This is a genomic window from Micrococcus sp. MS-ASIII-49 (genome assembly GCF_000946635.1).
In the GTDB taxonomy this organism is placed as follows: domain Bacteria; phylum Actinomycetota; class Actinomycetes; order Actinomycetales; family Micrococcaceae; genus Micrococcus; species Micrococcus luteus.
The window spans coordinates 17,261-42,342 of sequence record NZ_JXSP01000112.1 but is presented as its reverse complement, the minus strand read 5'-3'; the positions used below and the strand labels follow the sequence as shown (position 1 = coordinate 42,342).

The 25,082-nt window shown below is 73.7% G+C and carries 26 protein-coding genes and 1 tRNA gene; 11 read left to right on the top strand and 16 right to left on the bottom strand.

Features of this window, described 5'->3' with window-relative positions:
• Positions 1-31: 31 nt before the first annotated feature.
• From rpoB to SJ20_RS08005, 8 genes are all read right to left on the bottom strand, one after another.
• Positions 32-3,538, bottom strand: a complete 3,507-nt coding sequence (gene rpoB / locus SJ20_RS08040; RefSeq protein ID WP_036317750.1) for a DNA-directed RNA polymerase subunit beta — start codon at positions 3,536-3,538, stop codon at positions 32-34.
• Positions 3,539-3,823: 285 nt separating this feature from the next.
• The gene (rplL, locus tag SJ20_RS08035) at positions 3,824-4,213 is read right to left on the bottom strand and encodes a 50S ribosomal protein L7/L12 (RefSeq protein ID WP_036317747.1); all 390 of its coding nucleotides are present in this window, start codon (positions 4,211-4,213) and stop codon (positions 3,824-3,826) included.
• A gap of 69 nt (positions 4,214-4,282) precedes the next feature.
• Positions 4,283-4,804 (bottom strand): 50S ribosomal protein L10, encoded by a 522-nt coding sequence (gene rplJ / locus SJ20_RS08030; RefSeq protein ID WP_002854782.1) that lies wholly within the window; start codon positions 4,802-4,804, stop codon positions 4,283-4,285.
• A gap of 344 nt (positions 4,805-5,148) precedes the next feature.
• Positions 5,149-5,856: a 50S ribosomal protein L1 gene (gene rplA / locus SJ20_RS08025; RefSeq protein WP_036317746.1), complete on the bottom strand. Its 708-nt coding sequence runs from the start codon at positions 5,854-5,856 to the stop codon at positions 5,149-5,151.
• A 77-nt stretch (positions 5,857-5,933) separates the two neighbouring features.
• Positions 5,934-6,365, bottom strand: coding sequence for a 50S ribosomal protein L11 (gene rplK / locus SJ20_RS08020; protein WP_010080374.1), 432 nt, complete (start codon positions 6,363-6,365; stop codon positions 5,934-5,936).
• A gap of 132 nt (positions 6,366-6,497) precedes the next feature.
• A complete protein-coding gene (gene nusG / locus SJ20_RS08015) occupies positions 6,498-7,382 on the bottom strand; it encodes a transcription termination/antitermination protein NusG (RefSeq protein WP_036317744.1) in 885 nt (294 codons plus the stop codon).
• A gap of 104 nt (positions 7,383-7,486) precedes the next feature.
• Positions 7,487-7,738: a preprotein translocase subunit SecE gene (gene secE, locus SJ20_RS08010; protein ID WP_036317743.1), complete on the bottom strand. Its 252-nt coding sequence runs from the start codon at positions 7,736-7,738 to the stop codon at positions 7,487-7,489.
• A gap of 80 nt (positions 7,739-7,818) precedes the next feature.
• Positions 7,819-7,891 (bottom strand) — tRNA-Trp (locus SJ20_RS08005).
• A gap of 173 nt (positions 7,892-8,064) precedes the next feature.
• On the opposite strand from SJ20_RS08005, the gene SJ20_RS08000 reads away from it, so the two are divergent.
• Positions 8,065-9,273, top strand: a complete 1,209-nt coding sequence (locus SJ20_RS08000; protein ID WP_041103561.1) for a pyridoxal phosphate-dependent aminotransferase — start codon at positions 8,065-8,067, stop codon at positions 9,271-9,273.
• Between the two features lie 47 nt (positions 9,274-9,320).
• On the opposite strand, the gene SJ20_RS07995 is transcribed toward SJ20_RS08000, so the two are convergent.
• Positions 9,321-10,019, bottom strand: coding sequence for a response regulator transcription factor (locus SJ20_RS07995; RefSeq protein WP_041103562.1), 699 nt, complete (start codon positions 10,017-10,019; stop codon positions 9,321-9,323).
• On the bottom strand, positions 10,016-11,275 hold the full coding sequence (locus SJ20_RS07990; protein WP_036317738.1) for an ATP-binding protein: 1,260 nt from the start codon (positions 11,273-11,275) through the stop codon (positions 10,016-10,018). The genes SJ20_RS07995 and SJ20_RS07990 overlap by 4 nt, the downstream gene beginning before the upstream one ends.
• 96 nt (positions 11,276-11,371) lie before the next feature.
• Between SJ20_RS07990 and SJ20_RS07985 the strand changes: the two genes are divergently transcribed.
• The 3 genes from SJ20_RS07985 to SJ20_RS07975 all read left to right on the top strand — a co-directional run bounded on the left by SJ20_RS07985 (position 11,372) and on the right by SJ20_RS07975 (position 14,306).
• Positions 11,372-12,436: a PspC domain-containing protein gene (locus SJ20_RS07985; protein ID WP_041103563.1), complete on the top strand. Its 1,065-nt coding sequence runs from the start codon at positions 11,372-11,374 to the stop codon at positions 12,434-12,436.
• Positions 12,437-12,525: 89 nt separating this feature from the next.
• A complete protein-coding gene (locus SJ20_RS07980) occupies positions 12,526-13,557 on the top strand; it encodes a 6-phosphofructokinase (protein ID WP_036317733.1) in 1,032 nt (343 codons plus the stop codon).
• The gene (locus tag SJ20_RS07975; RefSeq protein ID WP_041103564.1) at positions 13,554-14,306 is read left to right on the top strand and encodes a hypothetical protein; all 753 of its coding nucleotides are present in this window, start codon (positions 13,554-13,556) and stop codon (positions 14,304-14,306) included. The genes SJ20_RS07980 and SJ20_RS07975 overlap by 4 nt, the downstream gene beginning before the upstream one ends.
• A 13-nt stretch (positions 14,307-14,319) precedes the next feature.
• Here SJ20_RS07975 and SJ20_RS07970 read toward each other — a convergent pair whose 3' ends face one another.
• From SJ20_RS07970 to SJ20_RS07960, 3 genes are all read right to left on the bottom strand, one after another.
• The gene (locus SJ20_RS07970; protein ID WP_041103565.1) at positions 14,320-15,516 is read right to left on the bottom strand and encodes a folate-binding protein YgfZ; all 1,197 of its coding nucleotides are present in this window, start codon (positions 15,514-15,516) and stop codon (positions 14,320-14,322) included.
• The gene (locus SJ20_RS07965) at positions 15,513-16,181 is read right to left on the bottom strand and encodes an FABP family protein (protein WP_036337900.1); all 669 of its coding nucleotides are present in this window, start codon (positions 16,179-16,181) and stop codon (positions 15,513-15,515) included. Before SJ20_RS07965 ends, SJ20_RS07970 begins: the two co-directional genes overlap by 4 nt.
• 187 nt (positions 16,182-16,368) lie before the next feature.
• The gene (locus SJ20_RS07960; protein ID WP_230594474.1) at positions 16,369-17,175 is read right to left on the bottom strand and encodes a hypothetical protein; all 807 of its coding nucleotides are present in this window, start codon (positions 17,173-17,175) and stop codon (positions 16,369-16,371) included.
• Between the two features lie 101 nt (positions 17,176-17,276).
• Between SJ20_RS07960 and mshD the strand changes: the two genes are divergently transcribed.
• The 7 genes from mshD (at position 17,277) to asd (ending at position 22,722) form a co-directional block, all read left to right on the top strand.
• Positions 17,277-18,230, top strand: coding sequence for a mycothiol synthase (gene mshD / locus SJ20_RS07955; protein WP_041103567.1), 954 nt, complete (start codon positions 17,277-17,279; stop codon positions 18,228-18,230).
• 138 nt (positions 18,231-18,368) lie between these two features.
• A complete protein-coding gene (locus SJ20_RS07950) occupies positions 18,369-19,379 on the top strand; it encodes an NUDIX hydrolase (protein WP_041103568.1) in 1,011 nt (336 codons plus the stop codon).
• Between the two features lie 75 nt (positions 19,380-19,454).
• Positions 19,455-19,811 (top strand): GNAT family N-acetyltransferase, encoded by a 357-nt coding sequence (locus tag SJ20_RS07945; protein WP_041103569.1) that lies wholly within the window; start codon positions 19,455-19,457, stop codon positions 19,809-19,811.
• Between the two features lie 82 nt (positions 19,812-19,893).
• Positions 19,894-20,724 carry a thymidylate synthase gene (locus SJ20_RS07940; RefSeq protein ID WP_002854751.1) on the top strand — a complete coding sequence of 277 codons (831 nt, stop codon included), beginning with the start codon at positions 19,894-19,896 and terminating at the stop codon, positions 20,722-20,724.
• 22 nt (positions 20,725-20,746) lie between these two features.
• On the top strand, positions 20,747-21,307 hold the full coding sequence (locus tag SJ20_RS07935) for a dihydrofolate reductase (protein ID WP_044659551.1): 561 nt from the start codon (positions 20,747-20,749) through the stop codon (positions 21,305-21,307).
• Between the two features lies 1 nt (position 21,308).
• Positions 21,309-21,539: an NF038396 family protein gene (locus SJ20_RS07930; RefSeq protein WP_044659550.1), complete on the top strand. Its 231-nt coding sequence runs from the start codon at positions 21,309-21,311 to the stop codon at positions 21,537-21,539.
• A 10-nt stretch (positions 21,540-21,549) separates the two neighbouring features.
• The gene (asd, locus tag SJ20_RS07925; protein ID WP_044659549.1) at positions 21,550-22,722 is read left to right on the top strand and encodes an aspartate-semialdehyde dehydrogenase; all 1,173 of its coding nucleotides are present in this window, start codon (positions 21,550-21,552) and stop codon (positions 22,720-22,722) included.
• A 204-nt stretch (positions 22,723-22,926) separates the two neighbouring features.
• On the opposite strand, the gene SJ20_RS07920 is transcribed toward asd, so the two are convergent.
• From SJ20_RS07920 to SJ20_RS07910, 3 genes are read right to left on the bottom strand one after another with little or no spacing between them, the layout of a single operon-like run.
• Complete coding sequence (locus SJ20_RS07920; protein ID WP_044659548.1) at positions 22,927-24,126, bottom strand: UDP-N-acetylmuramate dehydrogenase; 1,200 nt, start codon at positions 24,124-24,126, stop codon at positions 22,927-22,929.
• A complete protein-coding gene (locus SJ20_RS07915) occupies positions 24,123-24,614 on the bottom strand; it encodes a MaoC/PaaZ C-terminal domain-containing protein (RefSeq protein ID WP_044659547.1) in 492 nt (163 codons plus the stop codon). Before SJ20_RS07915 ends, SJ20_RS07920 begins: the two co-directional genes overlap by 4 nt.
• Positions 24,614-25,063 (bottom strand): MaoC family dehydratase N-terminal domain-containing protein, encoded by a 450-nt coding sequence (locus SJ20_RS07910; protein WP_002854745.1) that lies wholly within the window; start codon positions 25,061-25,063, stop codon positions 24,614-24,616. The genes SJ20_RS07915 and SJ20_RS07910 overlap by 1 nt, the downstream gene beginning before the upstream one ends.
• Positions 25,064-25,082: the final 19 nt, after the last annotated feature.

Below are 25,082 nucleotides of genomic sequence, written 5' to 3'. Positions count from 1 at the left end.
GACGTCTTGTGGATGCGGGATCGGGCCCGGCTCAGACTTCCTCCACCGAGCTGGGCTCGGCGTGGGAGAGGTCGATGCCCAGCTCCTCGGCGGCGCGGTAGACCTCGTCCTCCGCGTCGCGCATCTCGATGGCCTGGCCGTCGGCGGAGAGGACCTCCACGTTCAGGCAGAGGGACTGCATCTCCTTGATGAGCACCTTGAAGGACTCGGGAACACCCGGCTCCGGGATGTTCTCGCCCTTGACGATGGCCTCGTAGACCTTCACGCGGCCGTGGATGTCGTCGGACTTGATGGTCAGCAGCTCCTGGAGGGTGAACGCCGCGCCGTACGCCTCGAGCGCCCACACCTCCATCTCGCCGAAGCGCTGGCCGCCGAACTGGGCCTTACCGCCCAGCGGCTGCTGCGTGATCATCGAGTACGGGCCCGTGGAACGGGCGTGGATCTTGTCGTCCACCAGGTGGTGCAGCTTGAGCATGTACATGTAGCCCACGGACACCGGGTCCGGGAACGGCTCGCCGGTGCGGCCGTCGAACAGCTGCGCCTTGCCGCTGTCGCTCATGAGACGGTCGCCGTCGCGGGTCACGTTCACGTGGCCGAGCAGGCCCGTGATCTCGTACGCCTCGGCGCCGTCGAACACCGGGGTGGCCACGTTGACCGGACCGGACTGCCGCGGGAAGTTCGGCAGGTCCTTGATCCACTCCGGCTCGCCCTGGATGTCCCAGCCGCGCGAGGCGGCCCAGCCCAGGTGCAGCTCCATGACCTGGCCGAGGTTCATGCGGCCGGGGACGCCGAGCGGGTTCAGCACGATGTCCACCGGGGTGCCGTCCGCCAGGAACGGCATGTCCTCGAGCGGCAGGATCTTCGAGATGACGCCCTTGTTGCCGTGGCGGCCGGCCATCTTGTCGCCGTCGGTGATCTTGCGCTTCTGCGCCACGTAGACGCGCACCAGCTGGTTCACGCCCGGGGGCAGGTCGTCGTCCTCGTCGCGGTCGAAGATGCGCACGCCGATGACGGTGCCGGACTCGCCGTGCGGCACCTTCAGGGACGTGTCGCGGACCTCGCGGGACTTCTCGCCGAAGATCGCGCGCAGCAGGCGCTCCTCCGGGGTCAGCTCGGTCTCGCCCTTCGGGGTCACGCGGCCGACCAGGATGTCGCCGGCCTCCACCTCGGCGCCGATGTGGATGATGCCGCGCTCGTCGAGCTGCGAGAGCACCTCCTCGGACACGTTGGGGATGTCGCGCGTGATCTCCTCGGCGCCCAGCTTGGTGTCGCGGGCGTCGACCTCGTGCTCCTCGATGTGGATCGAGGTGAGGACGTCCTCCGAGACCATGCGCTGGGACAGGATGATCGCGTCCTCGTAGTTCAGGCCCTCCCAGGGCATGAACGCGACGAGGAGGTTCTTGCCGAGCGCGAGCTCGCCGTTGTCCGTGGCGGGACCGTCGGCGATGATGCTCAGCGGCTCCACCCGCTCGCCCTCGGAGACGCGCACCCGCTGGTTGTAGGCGTTGCCCTGGTTCGAGCGGGCGAACTTCATGATCGGGTAGTGCGTGGTGGTGCCGTCGTCGTTCATGACGGTCACCAGGTCCGCGGCCACCTCGGTCACGACGCCGCCCTGGGTGGCCGTCACGGAGTCGCCCGCGTCCACGGCCACGTACTTCTCCATGCCGGTGCCCACGTAGGGGGCCTCGGAGCGGAGCAGCGGCACGGCCTGACGCTGCATGTTCGCGCCCATGAGCGCGCGGTTGGCGTCGTCGTGCTCGAGGAACGGGATCAGGGCGGTGGCCGCCGACACCATCTGGCGCGGGGACACGTCCATGTAGTCGATCTCGTCCACGGTCGAGAGCACGGGCTCGCCGTCGCCGCCGCGCTGGCGGCAGAGCACGAACTCCTCCTCGAACCGGCCGTCCTCATCCACCGGGGCGTTCGCCTGGGCGATCTGGAAGGCCAGCTCGTCGTCGGCGGTCAGGTAGTCCACGGTGTCCGTGACCCGGCCGTCGACCACGCGGCGGTACGGGGTCTCGATGAAGCCGAAGGAGTTGATCCGGCCGAAGGTCGCCAGCGACCCGATGAGGCCGATGTTCGGGCCTTCCGGGGTCTCGATGGGGCACATGCGGCCGTAGTGCGACGGGTGGACGTCACGGACCTCCATGCCGGCACGGTCGCGGGACAGGCCGCCCGGGCCGAGCGCGGACAGGCGACGCTTGTGCGTCAGGCCGGCCAGCGGGTTGTTCTGGTCCATGAACTGGGACAGCTGCGAGGTGCCGAAGAACTCCTTGATCGCCGCCACCACGGGGCGGATGTTGATCAGGGTCTGCGGGGTGATCGCCTCGACGTCCTGGGTGGTCATGCGCTCGCGCACGACGCGCTCCATGCGGGACAGGCCGGTGCGGATCTGGTTCTCGATCAGCTCGCCCACCGCACGGATGCGACGGTTGCCGAAGTGGTCGATGTCGTCGATCTCCACGCGCACATCCACCGGCTCGCCGTCGCGCGTGCCCTTGATGACGGTCTCGCCGGCGTGCAGCGCGGCGATGAAGTGCACCATCTGGACGATGTCGTCCTCGGTGAGCACAGACGCGTTGGGGTCGCCGAGGTGCACGTCCACGCCGAGCTTGCGGTTGAGCTTGTAGCGGCCCACCTTGGCGAGGTCGTAGCGCTTCGGGGTGAAGTACAGGTTGTTCAGCAGCGTCTGCGCGGCGTCGACGGCGGCCGGCTCGCCCGGGCGCAGCTTGCGGTAGATGTCGAGCAGGGCCTCGTCCTGGTCCGCGGTGCCGTCCTTCTCGAGGGTGGCGCGGATGGAGTCGTAGTGGCCGAACTCCTCCAGGATGCGGGACTCGGTCCAGCCCATGGCCTTGAGCAGCACCGTCACGGGCTGCTTGCGCTTGCGGTCGAGGCGGACGCCGACCTGGTCACGCTTGTCCACCTCGAGCTCGAACCAGGCGCCGCGCGAGGGGATGATCTTCGCGGAGAAGATCTCCTTGTCCGAGGTCTTGTCCGGGGTGCGCTCGAAGTAGGCGCCCGGGGAGCGGACCAGCTGGGAGACGACGACGCGCTCGGTGCCGTTGATGATGAACGTGCCGTTGCGGGTCATCAGCGGGAAGTCGCCCATGAAGACGGTCTGCTGCTTGATCTCGCCGGTCGTGTTGTTCATGAACTCGGCCTTGACGTACAGCGGGGCGGAGAAGGTCGCGTCGCGATCCTTGCACTCCTCCTCCGTCATCTTCGCGTCGGCGAACTCGGGCTCGGCGAAGGACAGGGACATGGTGCCCTGGAAGTCCTCGATCGGGGAGATCTCCTCGAAGATGTCCGTCAGTCCCGAGGTGACGGGCACGGAGTGGTCGTCGGCGGCCAGGGCGGCGTCCACGCGCGCGGCCCACCGCTCATTGCCGATCAGGCGGTCGAACGACTCGGTCTGCAGCGCCAGCAGGTCCGGCACGTCCAGCGGCTCGGAGATCTTGGCGAAGGAGACGCGTCCGGCGGAGGCGCCGGATCGCGGGGAGACGGTAGCGGTTTCGTTGGAGGTGCTCGAGGCGACCACGTAGGATCCTTCCACAGGCCTTCTGGGTTCCGTTCGCTCCCCTGCCGCGAGACGGCGGCGCCGGCCCACCGCTATATGAAGGCCGTGCGGAACCGTGCGGGCCACGGCGGGACGCGAGGTCCTGCGGGCGGCACGGAACAGGGGAGATGCAAAGATCCATCCTATCCGCGCCCGTCGCCCCTGTCCAGCCGGGGGTGCGTGACCCGGGACGCCACGAGGCCCCCGGTCCGCAGCGCGGGTCCGGGGGCCTCGTGAGGAGGCGTGATGCGGCTCAGGCCGCGATCATCACTTGAGGGTGACGGTGGCGCCGGCGCCCTCGAGCTGCTCCTTGGCCTTCTCGGCGGTCTCCTTGTTGACGCCCTCGAGGATGGGCTTGGGAGCGCCGTCCACCAGGTCCTTGGCCTCCTTCAGGCCGAGGGAGGTGAGGGCGCGCACCTCCTTGATGACGCCGATCTTCTTGTCGCCGGCGGCCTCGAGGACGACGTCGAACTCGTCCTTCTCCTCGGCGGCGGCGGCCTCGGCACCGCCGGCGGCACCGCCGGCGGCGGCCACGGCCACGGGGGCGGCGGCGGTGACGTCGAACTTCTCCTCGAACGCCTTGATGAACTCGGACAGCTCGATGAGGGTCAGCTCCTCGAACGCGGCGAGCAGCTCTTCGGTGGTCAGCTTGGCCATGATGGCTCCTTTACGGGTACGTCTTGACTACGTGTGAAGTGGTGGGCCGTGCAGCCCGGGGCGGACTGCTCAGGCAGCCTCGCCCTGCGCGGCGCGCAGCGCCTCGACCGTGCGGACGGTCTTGGACAGCGGCGCCTGGAACAGGGCGGCAGCCTTGGACATGCTGCCCTTCATCGCGCCGGCGAACTTGGCCAGCAGCACCTCGCGGGACTCGAGGTCCGCGAGCTTCTTGATGCCGGCCTCGTCCAGGGGCTGGCCATCCATGTAGCCGCCCTTGAGCACGAGCTTCTCGTGATCCTTGGCAAAGTCACGCAGGGCCTTCGCGACGTTGACCGGGTCCCCGGTCACGAACGCGATCGCGGTGGGACCGGACAGGTGAGCCTCGAGGCCCTCCAGACCGGCGTCCTTGGCCGCGATCTCGGCCAGCGTGTTCTTCGCCACGGCGTAGGTCGCGTCCTGACGGATGGAGTCGCGCAGCTGCTTGAGCTCCGTCACCGTCAGGCCACGGTATTCCGTCAGAACAGCGGCGCTGGACTCACGGAACAGGTCCGTGAGCTCAGCCACCGCCGACTCCTTCGCGGACGTCGCCATGGCACTCCTCTCGATGATGCGTGGGAACCGCCACCCCGAGACGAGAAAGCGCCCCGTGCAGATGCACGGGGCGCAGCAGGAGCATCGACGCGGCCGGACCCGGAGGGTCGACGTGCGGATGCGAGCGTGGCTCACGTTCACCTGCGCGGGCCGTCTCCGTCAGGGAGATCCTTCGGTGGGCTCTGCCCGGAGGCAGGGCACCACGACCGGCGGTCTTCGGTAGGCACCAGCGTACACGTCCGGGGCGGGCCCGCAAAATCGACCCGGGACGACGCCGGCCGGTCGTCCCCGCTGCGGGGACGACCGGCCGACGTCGTGGGCCCCGATCACCGGGGCCGCGTGGCTCAGAGCTCGGAGGAGTCCACCGAGGTCACGTTCGGGTCCATGGGCACGCCCGGGCCGAAGGTGGTGGCCACGGTGGCCTTGGAGATGTAGCGGCCCTTGGAGGAGGACGGCTTCAGACGCAGGACCTCCTCGAGGGCTGCGGCGTAGTTCTCCACCAGGGCCTTGGCCTCGAAGGAGGTCTTGCCGATGATGAAGTGCAGGTTGGAGTGCTTGTCGACGCGGAAGTCGATCTTGCCGCCCTTGATGTCGGCCACGGCCTTGGCCACGTCCGGGGTCACGGTGCCGGTCTTGGGGTTCGGCATCAGGTTGCGGGGGCCGAGCACCTTGCCCAGACGGCCGACCTTGCCCATGAGCTCCGGGGAGGCCACGGCGGCGTCGAAGTCCACCCAGCCCTCGGAGATCCGGGCGATCAGGTCGTCGTCGCCCACGACGTCCGCGCCGGCGGCGCGGGCGGCCTCGGCGCGGTCACCGGTGGCGAACACGACGACGCGGGCGGTCTTGCCGGTGCCGTGGGGCAGGCTCACGGAGCCGCGGACCATCTGGTCGGCCTTGCGGGGGTCGACCGAGAGGCGGAGGGCCACCTCCACGGTGGCGTCGGTCTTGGAGGGGTTGGTCTCCTTGGCGAGGCGGATCGCCTCCACCGGCGAGTACAGATCCTCGCCGATCGCGGCCTTGGCCGCCTTGTATGCCTTGCTGCGCTGTGCCATCTGCGTTCTTCTCCTTGTGCAGTCGTGGTCTGCGGGCCGCGCTCGGCCCTGCCACTGGAAGGGGGTGGGGGTGGGCGTCAGCCCTCGACGGTGATGCCCATCGAGCGGGCGGTGCCCGCGATGATCTTGGCGGCGGCCTGGACGTCGTTGGCGTTCAGGTCCTCCATCTTGGTCTGGGCGATCTCCTCGCACTGGGCCTGGGTCAGCGTGCCGACCTTGGCCGTGTGCGGGGTGGCGGAGCCCTTGGCGACGCCGGCGGCCTTCTTGATGAGCTCGGCGGCCGGCGGGGTCTTGGTCACGAAGGTGAACGAGCGGTCCTCGTACACGGTGATCTCGACCGGGACCACGTTGCCGCGCTGCGACTCGGTGGCGGCGTTGTACGCCTTGCAGAACTCCATGATGTTCACGCCGTGCTGGCCCAGGGCGGGGCCGATGGGCGGGGCCGGGTTGGCGGCGCCGGCCTGGATCTGAAGCTTGATCAGACCGGTGACCTTCTTCTTGGGAGCCATGAGTGGATCCTTCTCTCACTGGGGGACCCTCGGCGCAGGAGCGCACCGGGGGCGGTGGCCGCCGTGGCGCGGCGGCCGGTGCCGCGTCCGGGCCGGCAGGCGGCCGGCCCGGTGCGGAAGCGTCGGGTGTCCTCAGATGGCCTTGGTCACCTGGTTGAAGGACAGCGTCACGGGGGTCTCGCGCTCGAAGATCGAGACGAGCACCACGAGCTGCTGGGCCTCCGGCTTGATCTCGGAGATCGTGGCCGGGAGGGTCTCGAACGGGCCGTCGTTGACGGTGACCGACTCGCCGACCTCGAAGTCCACGTGGATCGCGGGGGCGGCGGGCGCGCCGGACTCGGCCGCGGCGGGGACGGCCAGGCCGGCCTTCTCGGCGGCGCGGGCGGCCTCCTGGATCACGGACGGGGCGAGCATGTCGTACACCTCGTCCAGGCTGAGCGGCTGCGGGTGGTGGGCGTCGTTGCCCACGAAGCCCGTGACGCCCGGGGTGTGCCGTACGACGCCCCACGAGGCGTCGTCGAGGTCCATGCGGACGAGCACGTAGCCCGGGATGCGCACGCGCGAGACGATCTTGCGCGTGGTGTTCTTGATCTCCACGACCTCCTCCATGGGGACCTCGATCTCGTAGATCGAGTCCTCCATGTCCTGGGTCAGGATGCGGGCCTCGAGGTTCGTCTTCACGCGCTTCTCGTAGCCGGCGTAGGTGTGGACGACGTACCAGTCGCCGGGCTGGCGGCGCAGGCGGGTGCGCAGCTCCTCGGCGGGGTCCACGGCGGGCTCGTCGTCGGACTGCTCCTCGACGGGGGTCGGTGCGTCCTCGCCCTCGGCGACGGCCAGGTCGGCCTCCTGCACGGTGGCCTCGGCGGTCTCGTCACCGCTGCCGGCGACCTCGTCCAGGGCGTCCTCGACGGGCGTGCCGGCGTCCTGCGCGGTCTCGGCGGTCTCCTCGGCCACGGCGTCCTCCGACATCGGGACGGACTCCTCGGCGGGCTGACGATCCAGTTCCTGCTCGGACACGGTTCCTGCTTTCTGCTGACGGACGGCGGGCCCTGCCGTCGGGGAGGGCCCTCACGGGCGTGCGGGGGACGCGTCCTGCGACGTCGGGACCGTCCGCGCCGGGCTCAGAGGCCGCCGGCGCCGAACAGGAGACCCGCCACGGTGCCGAACACCCAGTCCAGCCCCATGACCAGCAGGATCATGAACGCCACGAAGGCGAGCACCACTCCGGTCGTGCGCAGCAGCTCCTCGCTCGTGGGGGTGACGACCTTGCGGAGCTCGTCCACCACCTGGCGCAGGAACAGCGCGATCCGCGCGAACAGCCCGCGACGCTGCCTGCTCGGCGTGGGGGCGGGCCCCCCGCCGTTCGCCGCCATCTCAGTCACGTGGCCTCACTCGTCGGATCGCCGAATCGCTTTCTACACGTCCGATGCCGAGCACGAGGCCCGGCATCGAGCAGGGCAGACAGGACTCGAACCTGCAACCTGCGGTTTTGGAGACCGCTGCGCTACCAATTGCGCCACTACCCTTCGAACCGACGGAGCCGACCGAACCCTCGCGGGATCGACCGCGAACGCGGTACCGGAGATCCAGGATACGCCATCGGGCGGCGGGAGTCGAACGGGCCCCGGGCAGTCAGTACCCTGGCAGGACGGAGCCCCGCTCCGCCCCGCCCTCCCCGTCGAGCTCGAAGAAGGTCCTCATGGCCGCGCCCGCCCGCCGCGTCTCCGCCCGTCTGTCCGCCATCGCGCCCTCCGCCACCCTCGCCGTCGACGCCCGCGCCAAGGAGCTCAAGGCCGCCGGGCGCCCGGTGATCGGCTTCGGCGCCGGCGAGCCCGACTTCCCCACCCCGGACTACATCGTGGAGGCCGCCGTCGCCGCGGCCCGGGACCCGAAGAACCACCGCTACTCCCCCGCCGCCGGCCTGCCCGAGCTGCGCGAGGCGATCGCGGCCAAGACGCTGCGCGACTCCGGCGTGTCCCTCGAGGCCGCCCAGGTGCTCGTGACCAACGGCGGGAAGCAGGCCGTGTACAACGCCTTCGCCGCCCTGCTGGACCCGCAGGACGAGGTGCTCGTCCCCGCCCCCTACTGGACCACCTACCCGGAGGCGATCCGCCTGGCCGGCGGCGTGCCGGTCGAGGTGTTCGCCGGCCCCGAGCAGGGCTACAAGGTCACCGTGGACCAGCTCGACGAGGCCGTCACGGACCGCACCAAGGTGCTCCTGTTCGTCTCCCCCTCCAACCCCACCGGCGCCGTGTACTCCCCCGAGGAGACGGCGGCGATCGGCCGGTGGGCACGGGAGCGGGGGCTGTGGGTGGTCACCGACGAGATCTACGAGCACCTGACCTACGACGGCATGCCGTTCACCTCGATCGTCCGCGCCGTGCCCGAGCTGGCGGAGCAGTCCGTGATCCTCAACGGCGTCGCCAAGACCTACGCCATGACGGGCTGGCGCGTCGGGTGGATGGCCGGCCCGCTGGACGTGGTCAAGGCCGCCACGAACCTGCAGTCCCACGCCACCTCGAACGTGGCCAACGTGTCGCAGCGGGCCGCGCTGGCCGCCATCGCCGGCCCGTTGGACGCCGTGGCGGAGATGAAGACGGCGTTCGACCGCCGGCGCCGGGCCATGGTCGAAGCCATGGACGCCGTGCCGGGCTTCCACTGTCCCACCCCGCAGGGTGCGTTCTACGCGTACGTGGACGTGCGGGAGGCGCTCGGGAAGACCTACCGCGGCGGCGTCACCCCCACGACGTCGGCCGAGCTGGCCGCCTTCATCCTCGACGAGGCGGAGGTCGCCGTGGTCCCCGGCGAGGCGTTCGGCCCGTCCGGCTACCTGCGACTGTCCTACGCGCTGGGCGATGCGGACCTCGCCGAGGGCGTCGAGCGCATCCGCGCCCTGCTCAGCGCCTGAGCCGCACACCCCGCCCCTGAGCCCCGCGACGCCGCGTGCCGCGGGGCTCAGGCGTATCCGCGGCGCGCGGCCCAGCGGGTCAGCTCGTGGCGGTTGGAGAGCTGGAGCTTGCGCAGCACGGAGGACACGTGGGTCTCGACCGTGCGGTCCGAGATGAACAGCTCCGCCCCGGCCTCCCGGTAGGTGTAGCCGCGGGCAATCAGCCGCATGACCTCCCGCTCCCGTGCCGAGAGCCGGTCGAGGTCCTCGTCGGGGGCCGCAGCCCCGCTCGCCGCCGCGGCGGGGACGAGCGGGGGCGCGGGCGCCGTGCCGCGGAAGGCGTCGAGGACGAACCCGGCCAGCCGGGGCGAGAACACCGCGTCGCCGTCGGCCACGCGGACCGCCGCGTCCGCCACCTCCGCGCCGGAGGCCGTCTTGGTGATGTAGCCGCGGGCCCCCGCACGGATCACGGCGACGACGTCCTCGGCCGCATCCGAGACGGACAGGGCCAGGAACCGCTGCGCGGGTCGGCGCGCGAGGACGCGCTCGGCCACCTCCGCTCCCCCGCCGCCGGCCCCGCCGGGCAGGTGCACGTCCAGCAGCACCACATCCGGCGCCAGGTCCAGCACGGTGCGGACGGCCTCGTCCACGTCCCCGGCCTCGCCGACGATGGCCAGTCGGTCCGGGTCCAGGTCGGCGCGCAGGCCGGAGCGGAAGATCGCGTGGTCGTCCACGATGACGGCCGTGCGCGGGGCGGGGTCGGTCATGGGTGCTCCTGTCCGGTGCGCGCTCGCGCACCCTCGGGCTCGGCCAGCGTCAGGTGGACCTCGGTGCCGCCCGGGCCGGACCGGATGCGGGCGGTCCCGCCGGCACGCTCCATGCGGCCGAGGATCGACTCCCGCACGCCGAGCCGGTCGGCCGGGACCGTGGGCAGGTCGAAGCCGGGGCCGCGGTCCCGGACGAACACCTCCGCGACGGTGCGGCCGCGGTCGTCCTCACCGGCCTCCGCGAAGACCTGCGCGTCGCCGGCGTGCCGGGCCGCGTTCTGCATGGCCTCGCGCGCCGCGGCCGCGAGCGGCTCGAGCCACGCCCCCGCGGCCCGCCCCACGGCCACGACCTCCACCCGGGCCCCGTGGGCGTCCTCGACGGCGGCGGCGTGCTGGTCGAGCGCCTCCGCCAGGGAGTGCGGGCCGCCGCGGGAGTCCAGGGCGAGGAACTGACGCAGCTCACGCTCCTGGGCGCGGGCCACCCGGGCCACCACGTCCGCGTCCTGGGCGCGCCGCTGGATGAGGGCGAGGGACTGCAGCACCGAGTCGTGCAGGTGCGCCGCGATCTCGGCGCGCTGGGCCTGCACCGCGAACGCGGTCCGCTCCGCGTCGCGTCGGCGCAGCCAGGCCAGGGCGTAGGGCATGGCCACCAGCGCCGCGCCGGCGAGCATCGCGACGGCGGCCAGCAGAGCCCGCCACAGCTCGCCCGAGCTCACGGCGCCCAGGACGATGGCCAGCACCGCCAGCAGCACGAGGGCCGTGCCGAGCACGAGGCGGACCAGTCGTCCGCTCCGCCCGGCCCGGGGCCCGCCCGCCAGGTCGAGCTGCATCCAGGCCAGGCCGAGGCCGATCACGAGGACGGCCACCGGGCCCACGAGCGCCCAGTCGACGGTGAGGCCGAGGCCGTCCGCGACGGTCAGCACGCCCACGCCGAGCACCACGGCGGCCAGCAGCACCGGCCAGCCGCCCTCGCGCACCCGCTCGAGCACCTCGGGGGCGCGACCACGCAGGGTGGGGGCGTCGGCGGCGGGGGCGCCGTCCGGACCCTCCTCCGGCATGAGCAGCCAGAGCCACACGTACAGGGCCAGGCCCGCGCCGCCCAGCAGGCTCAGCAGCGCCAGGGCCGCGCGGACGCGGCCGGCGGGCATCCCGAGGTGCCGGGCGAGCCCCGCGGCGACGCCGGACACCGGACGGTCGGCCCCGTGCCGCATCAACGGCGGACGCGGGGCCGGCGCGGGCGCGGACGGGGTGGGCATGCCCCCATCCTGCCGTGTCGGACGGGGCGGCACATCCGGGGAGGATTCCGGGAGTTCCCGGATGGGCGGGGGCCGCAGGCGGACGAGGATGGAGACATGACGAGCACACACGACCCGTTCACCGGCCCCGGCCCCCACGTCGCCCCCGACGGAGCCGCCTCGGGCGAGACCGGCCCCGACGGACTGGACGCCCTGCCGGGCTGGCTGCGCCGCGCCGTCCTGAGCTGGGGCGTGCGCCGCTCGCCGGCCTCGTGGGTCGGCGGGGTGCTCGGCGGGGTGGCCGAGCGCTACCGCATCGACCCGCTGCTCGCCCGCGGCGTGTTCGTCGCCGTGTGCATGGTCTCCGCGGGCCTGGGCCTGCTGGCCTACGCGGCCGCCTGGGCCGTGCTCCCCGACGCCGACGGACGCGTGCAGTTCGGCCGCCTGCGCCGCAGGGAGTGGCAGGACGCCACCGTGGCCATCGGCGTGATCGGGGCGATCGGCGCCCTCAACCTGCTGCTCGGCGCCGGGTTCACCCTCATCGCCCCGGCCGTGGGCGGCCCCGGCTCCCTCCTGGGCCTGGGCGCGCTGGCCGTGCTCGTCTGGTGGCTCGTGACCCGCTGGGACGGCCGGGCGCAGGCCCGCGTGGCCCCGGGCCGGGTCCCCGACGCCGACCAGCCCGCCCACGCCGTGCCGCGCCCGGCCTGGTACGTCGGCGGAGGTCCGCGCGAGCGGGCGGCCGAGGTCACCGACCCGCACGGCTTCCGCCCCGAGTGGATCGACCCCGCGACCGGCACCTGGCGCGACCACGTCCACTCCCGCGAGCGGCGAGCCGCGACGCGCCTGGCCGAGGAGGCCCCCCGGGCGGCCACCGCCCCGACCGGCTCGGGGTCCGCAGCCACGGCCGCGAAGCCGCGCCTCGGGCCGATCGCGCAGGCCGCCACCTACGCCGGGGCCGTCCTCGCCGCGCTCGCCGCCCTCGGGATCAGCCTGCTGCTCGGCGTCGGTCCGACCCCCACGCTGCTGGCGGTGCCCATGCTCGTCGCCGCGCTCGCGGTGATCGCCCCCGTCCTGCTGGGCGCTCTGCTCAGCGGCCGTCGTCCCGGCACCCTCGGCCCGGCGAGCGGCATCCTCGTGGGTGCGACGGCCCTCCAGGTCGCCGTCCTCGTGGCCCTCGGCTGACCCGCCGCCCGTCGCCCGTCCCCTGACGCGACGCGGCGGGCACGCCTAGGGTGGTGCCGACCCCCACGAGAACGCCCGAGAGGACCCCCATGCGCGTCGGAATGCTCACCTCCGGAGGCGACTGCCCCGGCCTCAACGCCGTCATCCGCTCCGCCGTCCTGCACGGCATCAAGTCGTACGACATGGAGATGGTGGGCATCCGCAACGGGTGGTCCGGCCTGATCGAGAAGGACGTCGAGGACCTGCCCCGCTCCCGCGTGCGCGGCCTGGCCCGCACCGGCGGCACCATCCTCGGCACCTCCCGCACGCACCCCTACAACGCGGAGGGCGGCGGCCCGGAGAACATGCTCCGCAACCTGCGCGAGCTGGACATCGACGCCGTCATCGCCATCGGCGGCGAGGGCACCCTGGCCGGCGCGAACCGCCTGGCCGCGGACGGGCTGCCGATCGTGGGCGTGCCCAAGACGATCGACAACGACCTGCAGGGCACCGACTACACGTTCGGCTTCGACACGGCCGTGCAGATCGCCACGGACGCCATGGACCGGCTGCGCACCACGGGCGAGTCCCACCACCGCTGCATGGTCGCCGAGGTCATGGGCCGCCACGTCGGCTGGATCGCCCTGCACTCGGGCATGGCCGCCGGCGCCCACGCGATCCTCATCCCCGAGGTCCGCACCCCGATGTCCCAGGTCGCCGAGTGGGTGCAGCAGGTCCACGACCGCGGTCGCTCCCCGCTGGTCGTGGTGGCGGAGGGCTTCGTCCCCGAGGGCCACGACGACCCGCTGGCCGAGGCCGGCGTCGAGGCGTCCGGCCGGCCGCGTCTGGGCGGCATCGGCGAGTGGGTGACCCGCGAGATCGAGGAGATGACGGGCATCGAGACGCGCAGCACCATCCTGGGCCACATCCAGCGCGGCGGCGCCCCCACCGCCACGGACCGCGTGCTCTCCACGCGCTTCGGCATGGGCGCCGTCGACCTCGTCGCGCAGCGCCGCTGGGGACAGATGGTGGCGGCCAACGGCACGGAGATCATCTCCATCCCCATGAGCGCCGCCCTCAAGGGCCTCAAGAAGGTGCCGGTCTCGCGCTACGACGAGGCGAAGATCCTGTTCGGCCGGTGAGACCCGACCACCCCGCCGTCGGCGTGCTGGCCCTCGGGCTGGCGCGTCGGCTCGGCCTGCCCGACACCGCGCTGCTGCCCGGCGACGCCCCGGCGGCGGGCGCCGAGCCGCGCCGCATCGAGGTGGTCCGGCCGGATGGGGCCGAGGCGGAGGTGCTGGCCCTGCCCTGGGCCACCGTCGTGGCGGGGCCGGCGTGGTTCACGCGTGCCTGCCGCGGCGTGCCCGCCGAGGCGCTGGGCGTGGAGTCGGCCCTGCTGCGGACGGCGGTGCGGGCCGCCGCCGGGGAGGCGGTGCGCTCGCGTGGCGAGTTCACGCTCTACGCGACCGAGGAACCGCCGCCGGTCGACCCCTCGCGCACCGTCGCCGTGTCCGACGACCCCGCCCACGTCCACGCCGTGGTCGCGCAGGCCCCCGCAGACGACATGGCCGAGGCGGGTGTCCCCTCCTGGGAGTCCTCGGTCGCGCTCGTTCCCGACGACGGCGCGGGACGGGCGATCGAAGCCGCGGTGGCGGCGGCGGGGCATCGCGTGACGGGCGGCGTGCTGGCCTCGCTGGGCACCCTCACCCCACCGCGGCTGCGCGGTCGTGGGCTCGGCCGCTACGCGGTGGCCGTGGCGATGGACCGGGCGGCGCTGGAGGGGCTGCTGCCGTTCGCCGAGGTGCTGGCGGGCCACACAGCCGCGCACCACGTGGCGATCGCCGTCGGGCTGGAGGCGGCGGGCACGCGGACCGTCCTCGCGCTGGACTGAGCCGGCGAGTCGGTCAGCGCAGGCGGCCCACGCCGCGCGGTCGGCCGACGACCTGCCCGGCGTCCGGGGACACGAGCGGCTCCTGGCTCGCGGCGATCCAGCCGCCCTCGGCGGCACCGTCCTCGCCGGGAGCGTCCTCGCGGACCAGCAGCTCGGCGTCCACGGGCACCGTGCGCTTGAGCAGCGCCAGGGCGACGGCGCCCGCCTCATGGTGCTGGGCCGCGGCGGTGACCGTCCCCACCGGACGGGCGGCGGCGCGGGCCTCGGGCGTGTCCTCGGCCGGCCGGAGGATCACGGGGGCACCGTGCTCGGGGAGCGCGTGGACGGAGCCGTCCAGGAGCAGGCGGGTGAGGCGGCGGGGCGGGCGGCCCAGGTTGTGCACGCGCGCCACGGTCTCCTGACCGCGGTAGCAGCCCTTCTCGAGGTGCACGGCGGTGCGCAGCAGGTCCAGCTCGTGCGGGATCGCGCGGTCGTCCACGTCGAGGGCCCGGCGGGGGCGGCCGGCCTCGATGCGCAGCGCCTCGGCCGCCGTCGTGCCCGCCAGGGACCAGCCCGCGAGCACGCCCGTGCCGAGCGCGCGGACGGTGGCCTCGAGGTCGGCCCGGGTGATGAGGTACTCGCGCCAGGACCAGTCCGCACCCGGGTGGGTCGCCGGATCCGGATCGGCCGTGTAGGCCCAGCCGCCCGCCCCGACGCGCGGCCACGGGTCCAGCCACACGGTGCGGTCCTCCCAGCCGGGCACGGGCGCGGTGGCGCCCACGACGGCGACCGCCCCGGTGTGGTCCCGCAGCGTGACGTCGTGGGAGAAGCGCATCGAGGTGAGCCACGCGGCCAGGCCCGGGCCGTCCTCGCGGTCCGTGACGAGCCAGGCCGCGGTACCGTCCTCGAGCAGGTGGGCGGCGTGCTCGATCCGCCCCTGCACGTCGAGGAAGAGGATCTCGGTGCTCGTGCCGGGGGGCAGCGTCTCGACGTGCTGCGTGCCGAGCGTGTGCAGCCAGCTCAGCCGGTCCGGGCCGGACACGGAGAGCACGGCCCGGTGGGAGAGGTCGACCAGGGCGCGGCCCCGGGCGAGGGCGCGCTGCTCTGGCAGGGGGCGACCGTAGTGCGCGGCGACGCCGGCGTCCGGGCCGCGGCCCTCGACGGCGCCGCCGGCCGGCCCCTGCGGCTCGGCCACGGCCAGGTCCAGCAGCGGGCTGCGGGAGGTCGTCACGACTGCTCCCCGCGAGCCCCGCGAGGACGCTCGGCCCCCGGAGCGAGCCGACCCTCGGCCGCGCTCGGCATGCGGTCCAGGATGGCGGAGGCGTGCGCCTCGAGCTCGGCGCCCGCGGCGTCCGCGACGTCCCAGCGCCAGAACAGCTGCCCGTTCACGAGACCGGCCATGCGGGTGGCCCGGTGGTACGGGCCGGCGGCGGAGCCACGCAGGACCGCGTCCGTGGCCAGCTGCAGCTGCGGGCCCTTGATGCGGCCGTAGTACAGCTCGGACAGCGAGCCCGGATGCGTGATGGTGGCGGTCAGGCCGAAGCCCTCGTCACCGGCGCGCAGCCGCTCGACGTCCTCGGCGGAGCGGAACGCGGGGACGATGTCCGCCGGGCGCATGCCGGGGCCGACGTCGCCGTCGCGCCGCGCCCGGTCCACCTGCCAGAAGCCGGACTCCACGGTCAGCGGACGCAGCAGCGTGCCGTCCGCCTCGCACAGCCACGACTCGGCGCGGTACTCCACGAACGGCAGACCGTGCTCGGTGAAGTCCACCCGCTGATAGAAGATCTCGGTCCCGGCGGAGCCGTCGCCGAGGCGGCCCTGGCCCTCCCAGCTGCCGATGAGCCAGGACAGGGGCGCGAGCTCGGGGGTGAGGTCGTACGGGAGTTCAGTCGCCATGGCAGATCACGGCGCGGCCCGACAGCGGGCCGCGCGTCCTCAGCGCTGGCCCTTGAAGAGGCCGCTGATGACGACCGCGGCGACGGCGGCCATGCCCAGGCCGGCCAGGACCACGAGGGCCAGGAAGAAGATCTCGAGCGCAAGAAGGGTATCCATGCGGGACATCCTACCGAGCGGGCCCGACCTGTCAGGCCAGGAAGCCCACCATGACGTGCGCCACCACGCCGGCCGCGCCCACGGGCGCCAACGCGAGGGCGTAACCCGCCCGGCGCGGGCGCAGGGTGGTGCCCACCGGCCGGTCCTCGGGTCGCGGCCGCGACGACGGCGCCGTGGCGGCGGTCAGGGACACCAGCACGGCCACCGCGAGCGCCGCGGCCGTGACGGCCGGCCGGTCCCGGGCGCCCACGCCGGCCAGCGCCGAGACGGGCCAGGCGAGCACCGTGCCGAGGGGGATGACGACGAGCGCCAGGACTCCCGGCCGGCCCTGCATCCACGGGGTGAGGCCGACGAGGGAGACCGCGGCCACCGTGACCGCCAGCGTGATGACCAGCCCGGCGACCGCAGGGGTGTCGCTCCAGCGTGAGACGGCCACCCAGCACGCCGTCACGACGGCCATGAACGCCCCGCCCATCGTGGCGACGGTGGACTCGAGGCGCAGCGGCCGGCCGGTCCCGCGCACCAGCTGGACGACGAACGAGGCCATGGTGCTCCAGGCGACGACGACGGCGAGCGGCTCGAAGAGCGTCCAGGCCCCGCTGTGGCCGTCCTCGAGCGGCGGCCACAGCAGCATGAGCAGCACCGCGATGCCCCCGGCGACGGCCAGGGTGACGCTGAGCGAGAGGCGCGCGGGCGCCCCCATCTGCCGCGGCCAGCCCCAGGCGATGACCAGGATCACGACGGCGGCGGCGAGGGCGGCGGGGACCGGGCCCAGCAACGCGGCACCGCCCAGGACGAGGGCGGCGACGGCCGCACTCAGGGCCATGGACAAGCGCATCACCTGCCCCATCCTGCCAGGTGCGCACCGGCTGGGCCCTGGGCGGGCGACGGCGGGGCGCACCTCGCGGGCCACCGTCCTCCTTCCGTAGGGTGGCCGGCATGGCCGAACACCCCACCCCCACGACCTCCGACGCCGACGGCATGCCGCGCGTCGTCACCCCGCGCCCGGAGGAGGCGAGCGCCGTCCTGGACCTGGCCGACCGTGCCGGGGCGGCGGACGGCCATCCCCCGCTCTCGGACCAGACGCGCGTGCTGCTCGCCCGCGGCGGGCAGCTCTGGTGGGGGGCCACCCGGGGCACGGACGGGGCGATCGACGGGGCGGCCGTGCTCGTGCCGGAGGGCGCGGCGGCCGTGCTCGAGCTCGTCGTCGATCCGACCGCACGCCGCACCGGACGGGGGACCGTCCTGGCCGACGCCGCGGCCGCCGCGGTCCGGGACCTGGCGCGGGAGGCGACCACGAGCGTCTGGGCCCACGGCATGCTCCCGGGGGCGGTCCGGCTCGCCCGGCGGCACGGCCTCGAGCCCGTCCGCGAGCTGCGCCGGATGCGCCTGTCGCACGCGGCGCTCGCCGCCCTGCCGGAGGTGCGGCTCGCCGACGGGGTGGCCCTGCGCGGCTTCGTCCCCGGCCAGGACGAGCAGGCCTGGCTGGACGTGAACGCCGCCGCCTTCGCGGACCACCCCGAACAGGGCAGCCTGACCCGCGCCGACCTCGACGACCGCATGGCGGAGGACTGGTTCGACGCCGACGGCCTCCTGCTCGCCGCCCGCGAGGCGGACGGGCGGCTGCTCGGCTTCCACTGGACGAAGGTGGAGCCGGATGCCGGAGCCGACGGCCCGCGCGTCGGGGAGGTGTACGCCGTGGGCGTCTCCCCCGACGCCCAGGGCCTCGGCCTCGGTCGGGCCCTGACGCTGGCGGGGCTGCACCGGATGGCGGAACAGGGAGTCGACGTCGTGGACCTGTACGTGGACGCGGACAACACGGCCGCCGTCGCGCTCTACGCGTCCCTCGGCTTCGAGCTGTTCGCCGCCGACGCCCAGTACCGCCGCCCCTGAGACCCTCGGGCGGGGGCCGGCCGGGCACATCCCGGCGGCCTCGTATCCTGGTGTGGCCGGCCCCCGCGGGGTCGGCCACGCCCCGTGCCCTGCCCCAGCAGTCGTCGCGGCCGCCGCACCCCGAGAGGAACCCGCCCCATGCCCTCGTCCCACGCCGACCGCGTCGCCCGCTGGTCCACGGAGGACCGTGTCTCGGAAGGCCCCCGCGCCGAGGTGCTGGCCGCCGGCATGCTGCCGTGGCGCCGCGTGCCCGGCGGCCTCGAGGTGATGGTGATCCACCGGCCCCGCTACGACGACTGGTCGTGGCCCAAGGGCAAGCTCGATCCGGGTGAGACCCTGCCGGAGTGCGCGGTGCGCGAGCTGCGCGAGGAGGTCGGCCTCGAGCTGCGGCCGGGCATCCCGCTGTGCGTGACGGCGTACGAGGTGCCCGGCAAGCGGGGCGCACGTCAGAGCAAGGAGGTCTGGTACTGGGCCGCCGAGGTCGACGGCCAGCGCGCCCTCCCCGACGGCGACGAGGTGGACGAGGTCCGCTGGGTCGGGCCGGACGAGGCCCGGCGGCTGCTGACGAACGACTCGGATCACGAACCGCTCGACCTGCTGCTGCGTGCCGCCTCCCGGGGGCGCCTGCGGACCGTGCCGCTGCTGGTGCTGCGCCACGCCAAGGCCAAGCCCCGCTCCTCGTGGTCCCGCGCCGAGCAGGAGCGCCCGCTGGCGGCGACGGGCCGGCGGCAGGCGCTCGCCGTCGAGGGCCTCGTGTCGGCCTGGCGGCCGGAGCGGCTGGTCTCCTCCCCGTGGCGCCGCTGCGTGGAGACGCTGGCCCCGCTCGTGAAGTCCAGCCGGCTGCCGCTGAAGACCAAGGGCGCGTTCACGGAGACCACGGCCCGGGAGAAGCCCAAGAAGACCCGCAAGGTGATGGCCGAGCTCATGGGCCGCTCCCGGCCGCTGGTCGTGTGCACGCACCGGCCGGTGCTGCCGACCCTGTTCGAGGTGGTCGAGGACGCGGCCGCCGGCCAGGCGGACCGCGTGCTGCGGGCCCTGCCGACCGAGGATCCGTGGCTGCGGCCCGGCGCTGTGCTGGTGGCGCACCGCGCGCTCGACCTCGACGGCGACGTGGTGGCCGTCGAGGTCTACGACCCCTGGGACGACTGAGCCGCCCGCGCCGGCCTCGGCCCGCACGACCGGGCCACCGTTGAGCGGGCCCGCCCCCGGCCCTAGGCTCGGGTCATGGAGAACACCGCCGCCCAGAGCCAGCCCGAGAAGATCGTCCACGAGCGCCTCACGGTGACCCGGGACCCGGACCGTCAGCGCTTCGAGCTGCGCCAGGACGGGACCTTCATCGGGTTCCTCGGCTACGACCAGGAGACCGTGCGCGGCGCGGACGGCGAGGACACCGTGGTCCTGCGCCTGCAGCACACCATCATCGACGAGCAGTTCGGCCGCCGCGGTTATGCCCGCGCCCTCGTGACCATGGTCCTGGACCGGCTGCGCGCGGAGGGTGACCGGATCGTGCCCGAGTGCTCCTACGTGGAGGACTACCTGCGCCGCTACCCCGAGTACCAGGACATGGTCTTCCACGGCTGACCGGGGGCGGGGCCCTGCCCTGCCGGTACCCGCCTCCGCCGGGCCGTCGACGACGCTCAGCGCGTCCGCTCGGATCGCTAGAGTGGGCCGGGTGAGCATCCCCACCCCCTACGAGGACCTCCTCGCCGACGTGATGGCCCACGGGGCCGTCAAGACGGACCGGACCGGCACGGGCACGCGCAGCGTGTTCGGCCGCCAGCTGCGCTTCGACCTGGCCGAGTCCTTCCCGCTGATCACGACCAAGCGCGTGCACTTCAAGTCGGTCGCGCTCGAGCTGCTGTGGTTCCTGCGCGGGGACTCGAACGTGCGGTGGCTCCAGGAGCGCGGCGTGCGGATCTGGAACGAGTGGGCGGACGAGGACGGCGAGCTCGGCCCCGTCTACGGCGTGCAGTGGCGCTCGTGGCCCACCCCGGACGGGGGCCACATCGACCAGATCGCCAAGGTCGTGGAGCAGATCCGGACGAACCCCGACTCGCGCCGGCACATCGTCACCGCGTGGAACCCCGCCGAGGTGGACGAGATGGCGTTGCCGCCGTGCCACGCGCTGTTCCAGTTCTACGTCTCCCCCGGTCAGGACGGCGCCCCCGGGCGGCTCTCATGCCAGCTCTACCAGCGCTCGGCGGACCTGTTCCTCGGCGTGCCGTTCAACATCGCCTCGTACGCGCTGCTCACGGTGATGGTCGCGCAGCAGACCGGGCTGACTCCCGGCGAGTTCGTGTGGACCGGCGGGGACGTGCACATCTACGCGAACCACGAGGAGCAGGTGCGCGAGCAGCTCTCCCGCGAGCCGTACCCGTACCCGCGGCTGCGGCTGCGGCGCACCCCCGCGTCGATCTTCGACTACGACTACGAGGACTTCGAGGTCCTCGACTACCGTCACCACCCCACCATCACGGCGCCGATCGCCGTCTGAGCCGAGGATGCGCAGCGACCCCATGAGCCGGGCCACCCGTCCCACCGAGCCCGTGATCGCCATGATCTGGGCCCAGACCCCCGAGCGCGTCATCGGTCGCGACGGCACCATGCCGTGGCACGTCCCGGAGGACCTCGCGCACTTCCGGGCCCACACGCACGGCCACCCCGTGATCATGGGCCGGCGCACGTGGGAGTCGTTCCCGGCGCGCTTCCGCCCGCTGCCCGGGCGCACGAACATCGTGGTCTCCCGCACCCTGACGGCCACCGAGGAGGCCGGCGCGGAGCTGCGGGCCGCGGGCGCCGTCGTCGTGCCGGACTTCGGGGCGGCCCTGGCCGCCGCGGCCGAGGCCGACGGCTGTGACACCGTGTGGGTGATCGGCGGGGCGACGCTCTACGAGCAGGCCCTCGACGTGGCCTCGCGCGCCGAGGTGACCGTGATCGACGCCGACGTCGACGGCGACACGCACGCCCCGCTGCTCGACGCCCGCTGGCGGCGCACCGCCGTCGAGCCCGCCCCCGACGCGTGGCTGGACTCCGCCTCCGGCCCGCGCCACCGCTTCGAACGATGGGAACGCGACTGACATGGCCCCGACCGACTCCGACCAGCGTCTGCTCTCCCCGCAGGCGGTCTCGTTCCTCGCGCTCGTCGTCCTGCCCGTGCTGGCGTTCGTGTGCGCCGTGTTCGGGCTGATCCTCGTGCTGCAGGGCAAGACCATCGCCGGGCTGGTGTTCCTGCTCGTGCTGACCCAGGTGTTCGCCGTGGGCGGTTTCATCGCGTGGAACAAGCGGAAGCGCGCGCAGCAGGGCCGCTAGCCTGGAGGGCATGACTTCCGCTGCCCCCGCATCTGTGAACGCCCCCGACGCGGCCGCCGTGCCCACCGTGGGCCTGGTCGGCTGGCGCGGCATGGTGGGGTCCGTCCTCCTGCAGCGCATGGCCGAGGAGGGCGACTTCGCCCGTATCCATCCCGTCTTCTTCTCCACGTCCAACGCCGGCGGTCCCGCGCCCGTGCTCGAGGGCATGGCCGGTGACCCGGGCGTGCTCCAGGACGCGTACGACGTGGACGCGCTCAAGGCCCTGCCCGTGATCCTCACCGCGCAGGGCGGGGACTACACGCAGGCCGTGTACCCGAAGCTGCGCGCCGCCGGCTGGGACGGCATCTGGATCGACGCCGCCTCCACCCTGCGCATGGCGGACACCTCCGTGATCGCACTGGACCCCGTGAACCGCGGCGTGATCGACGCCGCCCTGGCGAACGGGACGAAGGACTTCATCGGCGGCAACTGCACCGTCTCCTGCATGCTCATGGGCCTCGGTGGCCTGTTCAAGGCGGGCCTGGTCGAGTGGGGCACCGCCATGACCTACCAGGCGGCCTCCGGCGGCGGTGCCCGGCACATGCGCGAGCTGCTCATCCAGTACGCCGAGCTGGGCGGCGCGGTGCGGGCCGAGCTGGCCGATCCGGCGTCGGCGATCCTCGAGATCGACCGCAAGGTGATCGAGCTGCAGCGCGACGGCCTGGACTCGACGCAGTTCGGCGTGCCGCTGGGCGGCTCGCTGATCCCCTGGATCGACTCCGACCTGGGCGACGGCGTCTCCCGCGAGGAGCGCAAGGCCTACGACGAGACCAACAAGGTGCTCGGACTGACCGGGGCGGACCGGATCCCGTTCGACTCGCTGTGCGTGCGGATCGGCGCCATGCGCTCCCACTCGCAGGCCCTCACCCTCAAGCTCACCCGGGACGTGCCGCTGGACGAGGTCGAGCAGATCATCGCCGCGGACAACGAGTGGGTGCAGGTGGTGCCGAACACCAAGGAGGCCACGGTCACCGACCTGACCCCGATCGCCGCGACCGGCACCCTGCAGATCCCCGTCGGCCGGCTGCGCAAGCTCAACATGGGTCCCGAGTACCTGTCGGCGTTCACCGTCGGCGACCAGCTGCTGTGGGGTGCGGCCGAGCCCGTGCGCCGCATGCTGATGATCGCCACCGGCAACCTCTGAGCCGCGACGCCGGCGCGGCGGCGCGCACCCGGCCCAGCCCCGGCCCCCGTACCCGGCCCCCCGCCCCCGGCCCCCGTTTTCGTTCGGGAAACGGCGGGTGTTCGGTCGTTGTCGTTCGGGAAACGGCGCCCGCCCCGCCAAGGGGCGCCGTTTCCCGAACGAAAGCACTCCTGAGGGCGCCGTTTCCCGAACGAAAGTGAGGGGTCAGAGGCTGGTGCCGATGATCATCGGCTCGGGGTGCAGCTCGACGCCGAAGCGTTCGCGCACGCCGTCGCGCACGGTGCGCGCGACCGTCAGGACGTCCTCGGTGGTCGCGTCGCCGCGGTTGGTCATGGCGAGGGTGTGCTTCGTGGACACCGACGCGCGGCCCCCGGCCAGGCCGGTGCCGTCGGCTCCGCGGCCGTCCGGCCCGCCCTCGCGGGGGGCGACCTCGGGCAGCCCGAAGCCCTTCGCGAAGCCCGCGCGATCGATCAGCCAGGCCGCCGAGAGCTTCACGAGCGGCGTCCCGTCCTCGGCCTGGCCGGCGGCGAACGCCGGGGCGCCGTCGGGCAGGGAGGCCCGCACGGACGCGGGCACGATCGGGTTTGTGAAGTAGCTGCCCGTGGACCACGTGTCCGGGTCCGCCGGATCGGACACCATCCCCTTGGCGGCGCGCAGGGCCAGCACCTCGCGGCGGACCACCGCGAGCGGGGCATGGGCGCCCTCCTCGACGTCGAGCGCGGCCGCCAGCTGCCCGTAGCGGACCGGCGCCGTCGGCTCGGCGTCGGAGGAGGCGCGACGCAGCCGCAGGTCGATCGAGAGCACGATCCACCGGGGACTCGGCGCGCCGGTCTCCAGCATGGAGCGCTTGATCACGGAGTCGCGGTAGCCGAAGCGCAGGTCCGCGGGCGTCAGCTCGACGACGTCGCCCGCCTCCCGGTCCCACGCGCGCAGGGCGACGAGCACCTGCGAGACGTCCGCGCCGTACGCGCCGACGTTCTGCACGGGCGTCGCGCCGGCCGAGCCCGGGATGCCCGAGAGCGCCTCGATCCCGCCGAGCCCGTGCGCCACGGTCCATGCGACGGCGTCGTCCCACGGATGGCCCGCCGCGACCCGCACGACGACGGCCTCCCCCTCGTGGTCCGCGAGCCGGGCCCCGTCGCCGACGGGCGGCGCCTCACCCTCGCCGGGCACCGGCCCGTCCAGCACCCCGATGCCCTCGAAGGCCAGCCGCACGACGGTGCCGGGGAAGCCGGAGTCCGCCATGAGGGTGTTGGAACCGCCGCCGAGGACGAACAGGGGCTCGCCCGCCGCGTCGGCGGCGCGCACGGCCTCGATCGCCTCAGCCTCGGTGCGCGCGGTGACCCACGCGCGCGCGGGCCCGCCGACGCGGGTGGTGGTGTGGTCCGCCAGCCGCTCGCTCACGCGCTCTCCCCCGCGGGGTCGGCCAGGCGCACCACGGCCTGCGCCTTGGTCAGCACGCGCGGCTTCGCCGCGTCCGGGTTGGTGACGTTCAGGTCGATCCGCACCGTCCCGGCAGCCTCGTCCACGGCGCCGACCGTGCCGACGACCTCGAGCGTGGCACCGGGGACGGGCGCGCCGTCGTCGTCCGTGCGGACCGTGGTGTCCGCGACGGGCACCATGCCGGTGAAGCGGGTCTGGTAGTCGACGACGGCGCCCGGGTCGCCCGCCCAGTCCGAGACGAGCTGCACGGCCGCGCCCATGGTGAGCATCCCGTGGGCGATGACGCCGGGCAGGCCGACGTGCTCGGCGAACGTCGGGGACCAGTGGATCGGGTTGCGGTCGCCGGAGGCACCCGCGTAGGCGACGAGGTCAGCGCGGGTGAACGTGACGGTGCGCGTGCCGACCACCTCGCCCCGGGCGAGGTCGGACAGGCGGGGGGCGGTGCTCATCAGGACTCCTCTCCCCGGACCAGCAGGGTGGACGTGACGGTGGAGACGGGTGCGCCGTCCAGATCCGCGATCTCTGTGACGGTGGTGACCATGCGGTTGCCGCCGAGGGACTTCACGGCCTCGACCCGCACGGTCGCCACGACCTCGTCCCCGGCCACCAGCGGGCGGTGGTGGACGAAGCGCTCGTCCGCGTGGACCACGCGCGAGAAGTCGATGCCCAGCTCGGGATCGGCGACGACGGCGGCCTCGGCGCGCTGGGCGATGACGACGGCGAAGGTCGGGGGGGCGACCAGGTCGGCGTGTCCCAGGGCCCGGGCGGCCGCGACGTCGTGGTGCGCGGGATGCTGGGCCTGCACGGCCTCGGCGAAGCCGCGGACCGCCTCACGACCGACCTGGAAGGGGGGCGCGGGCGGATAGCTCCGCCCGGCGACGTCGGGGTTCACGCTCAACTCGGGCCTCCTGCGGGAC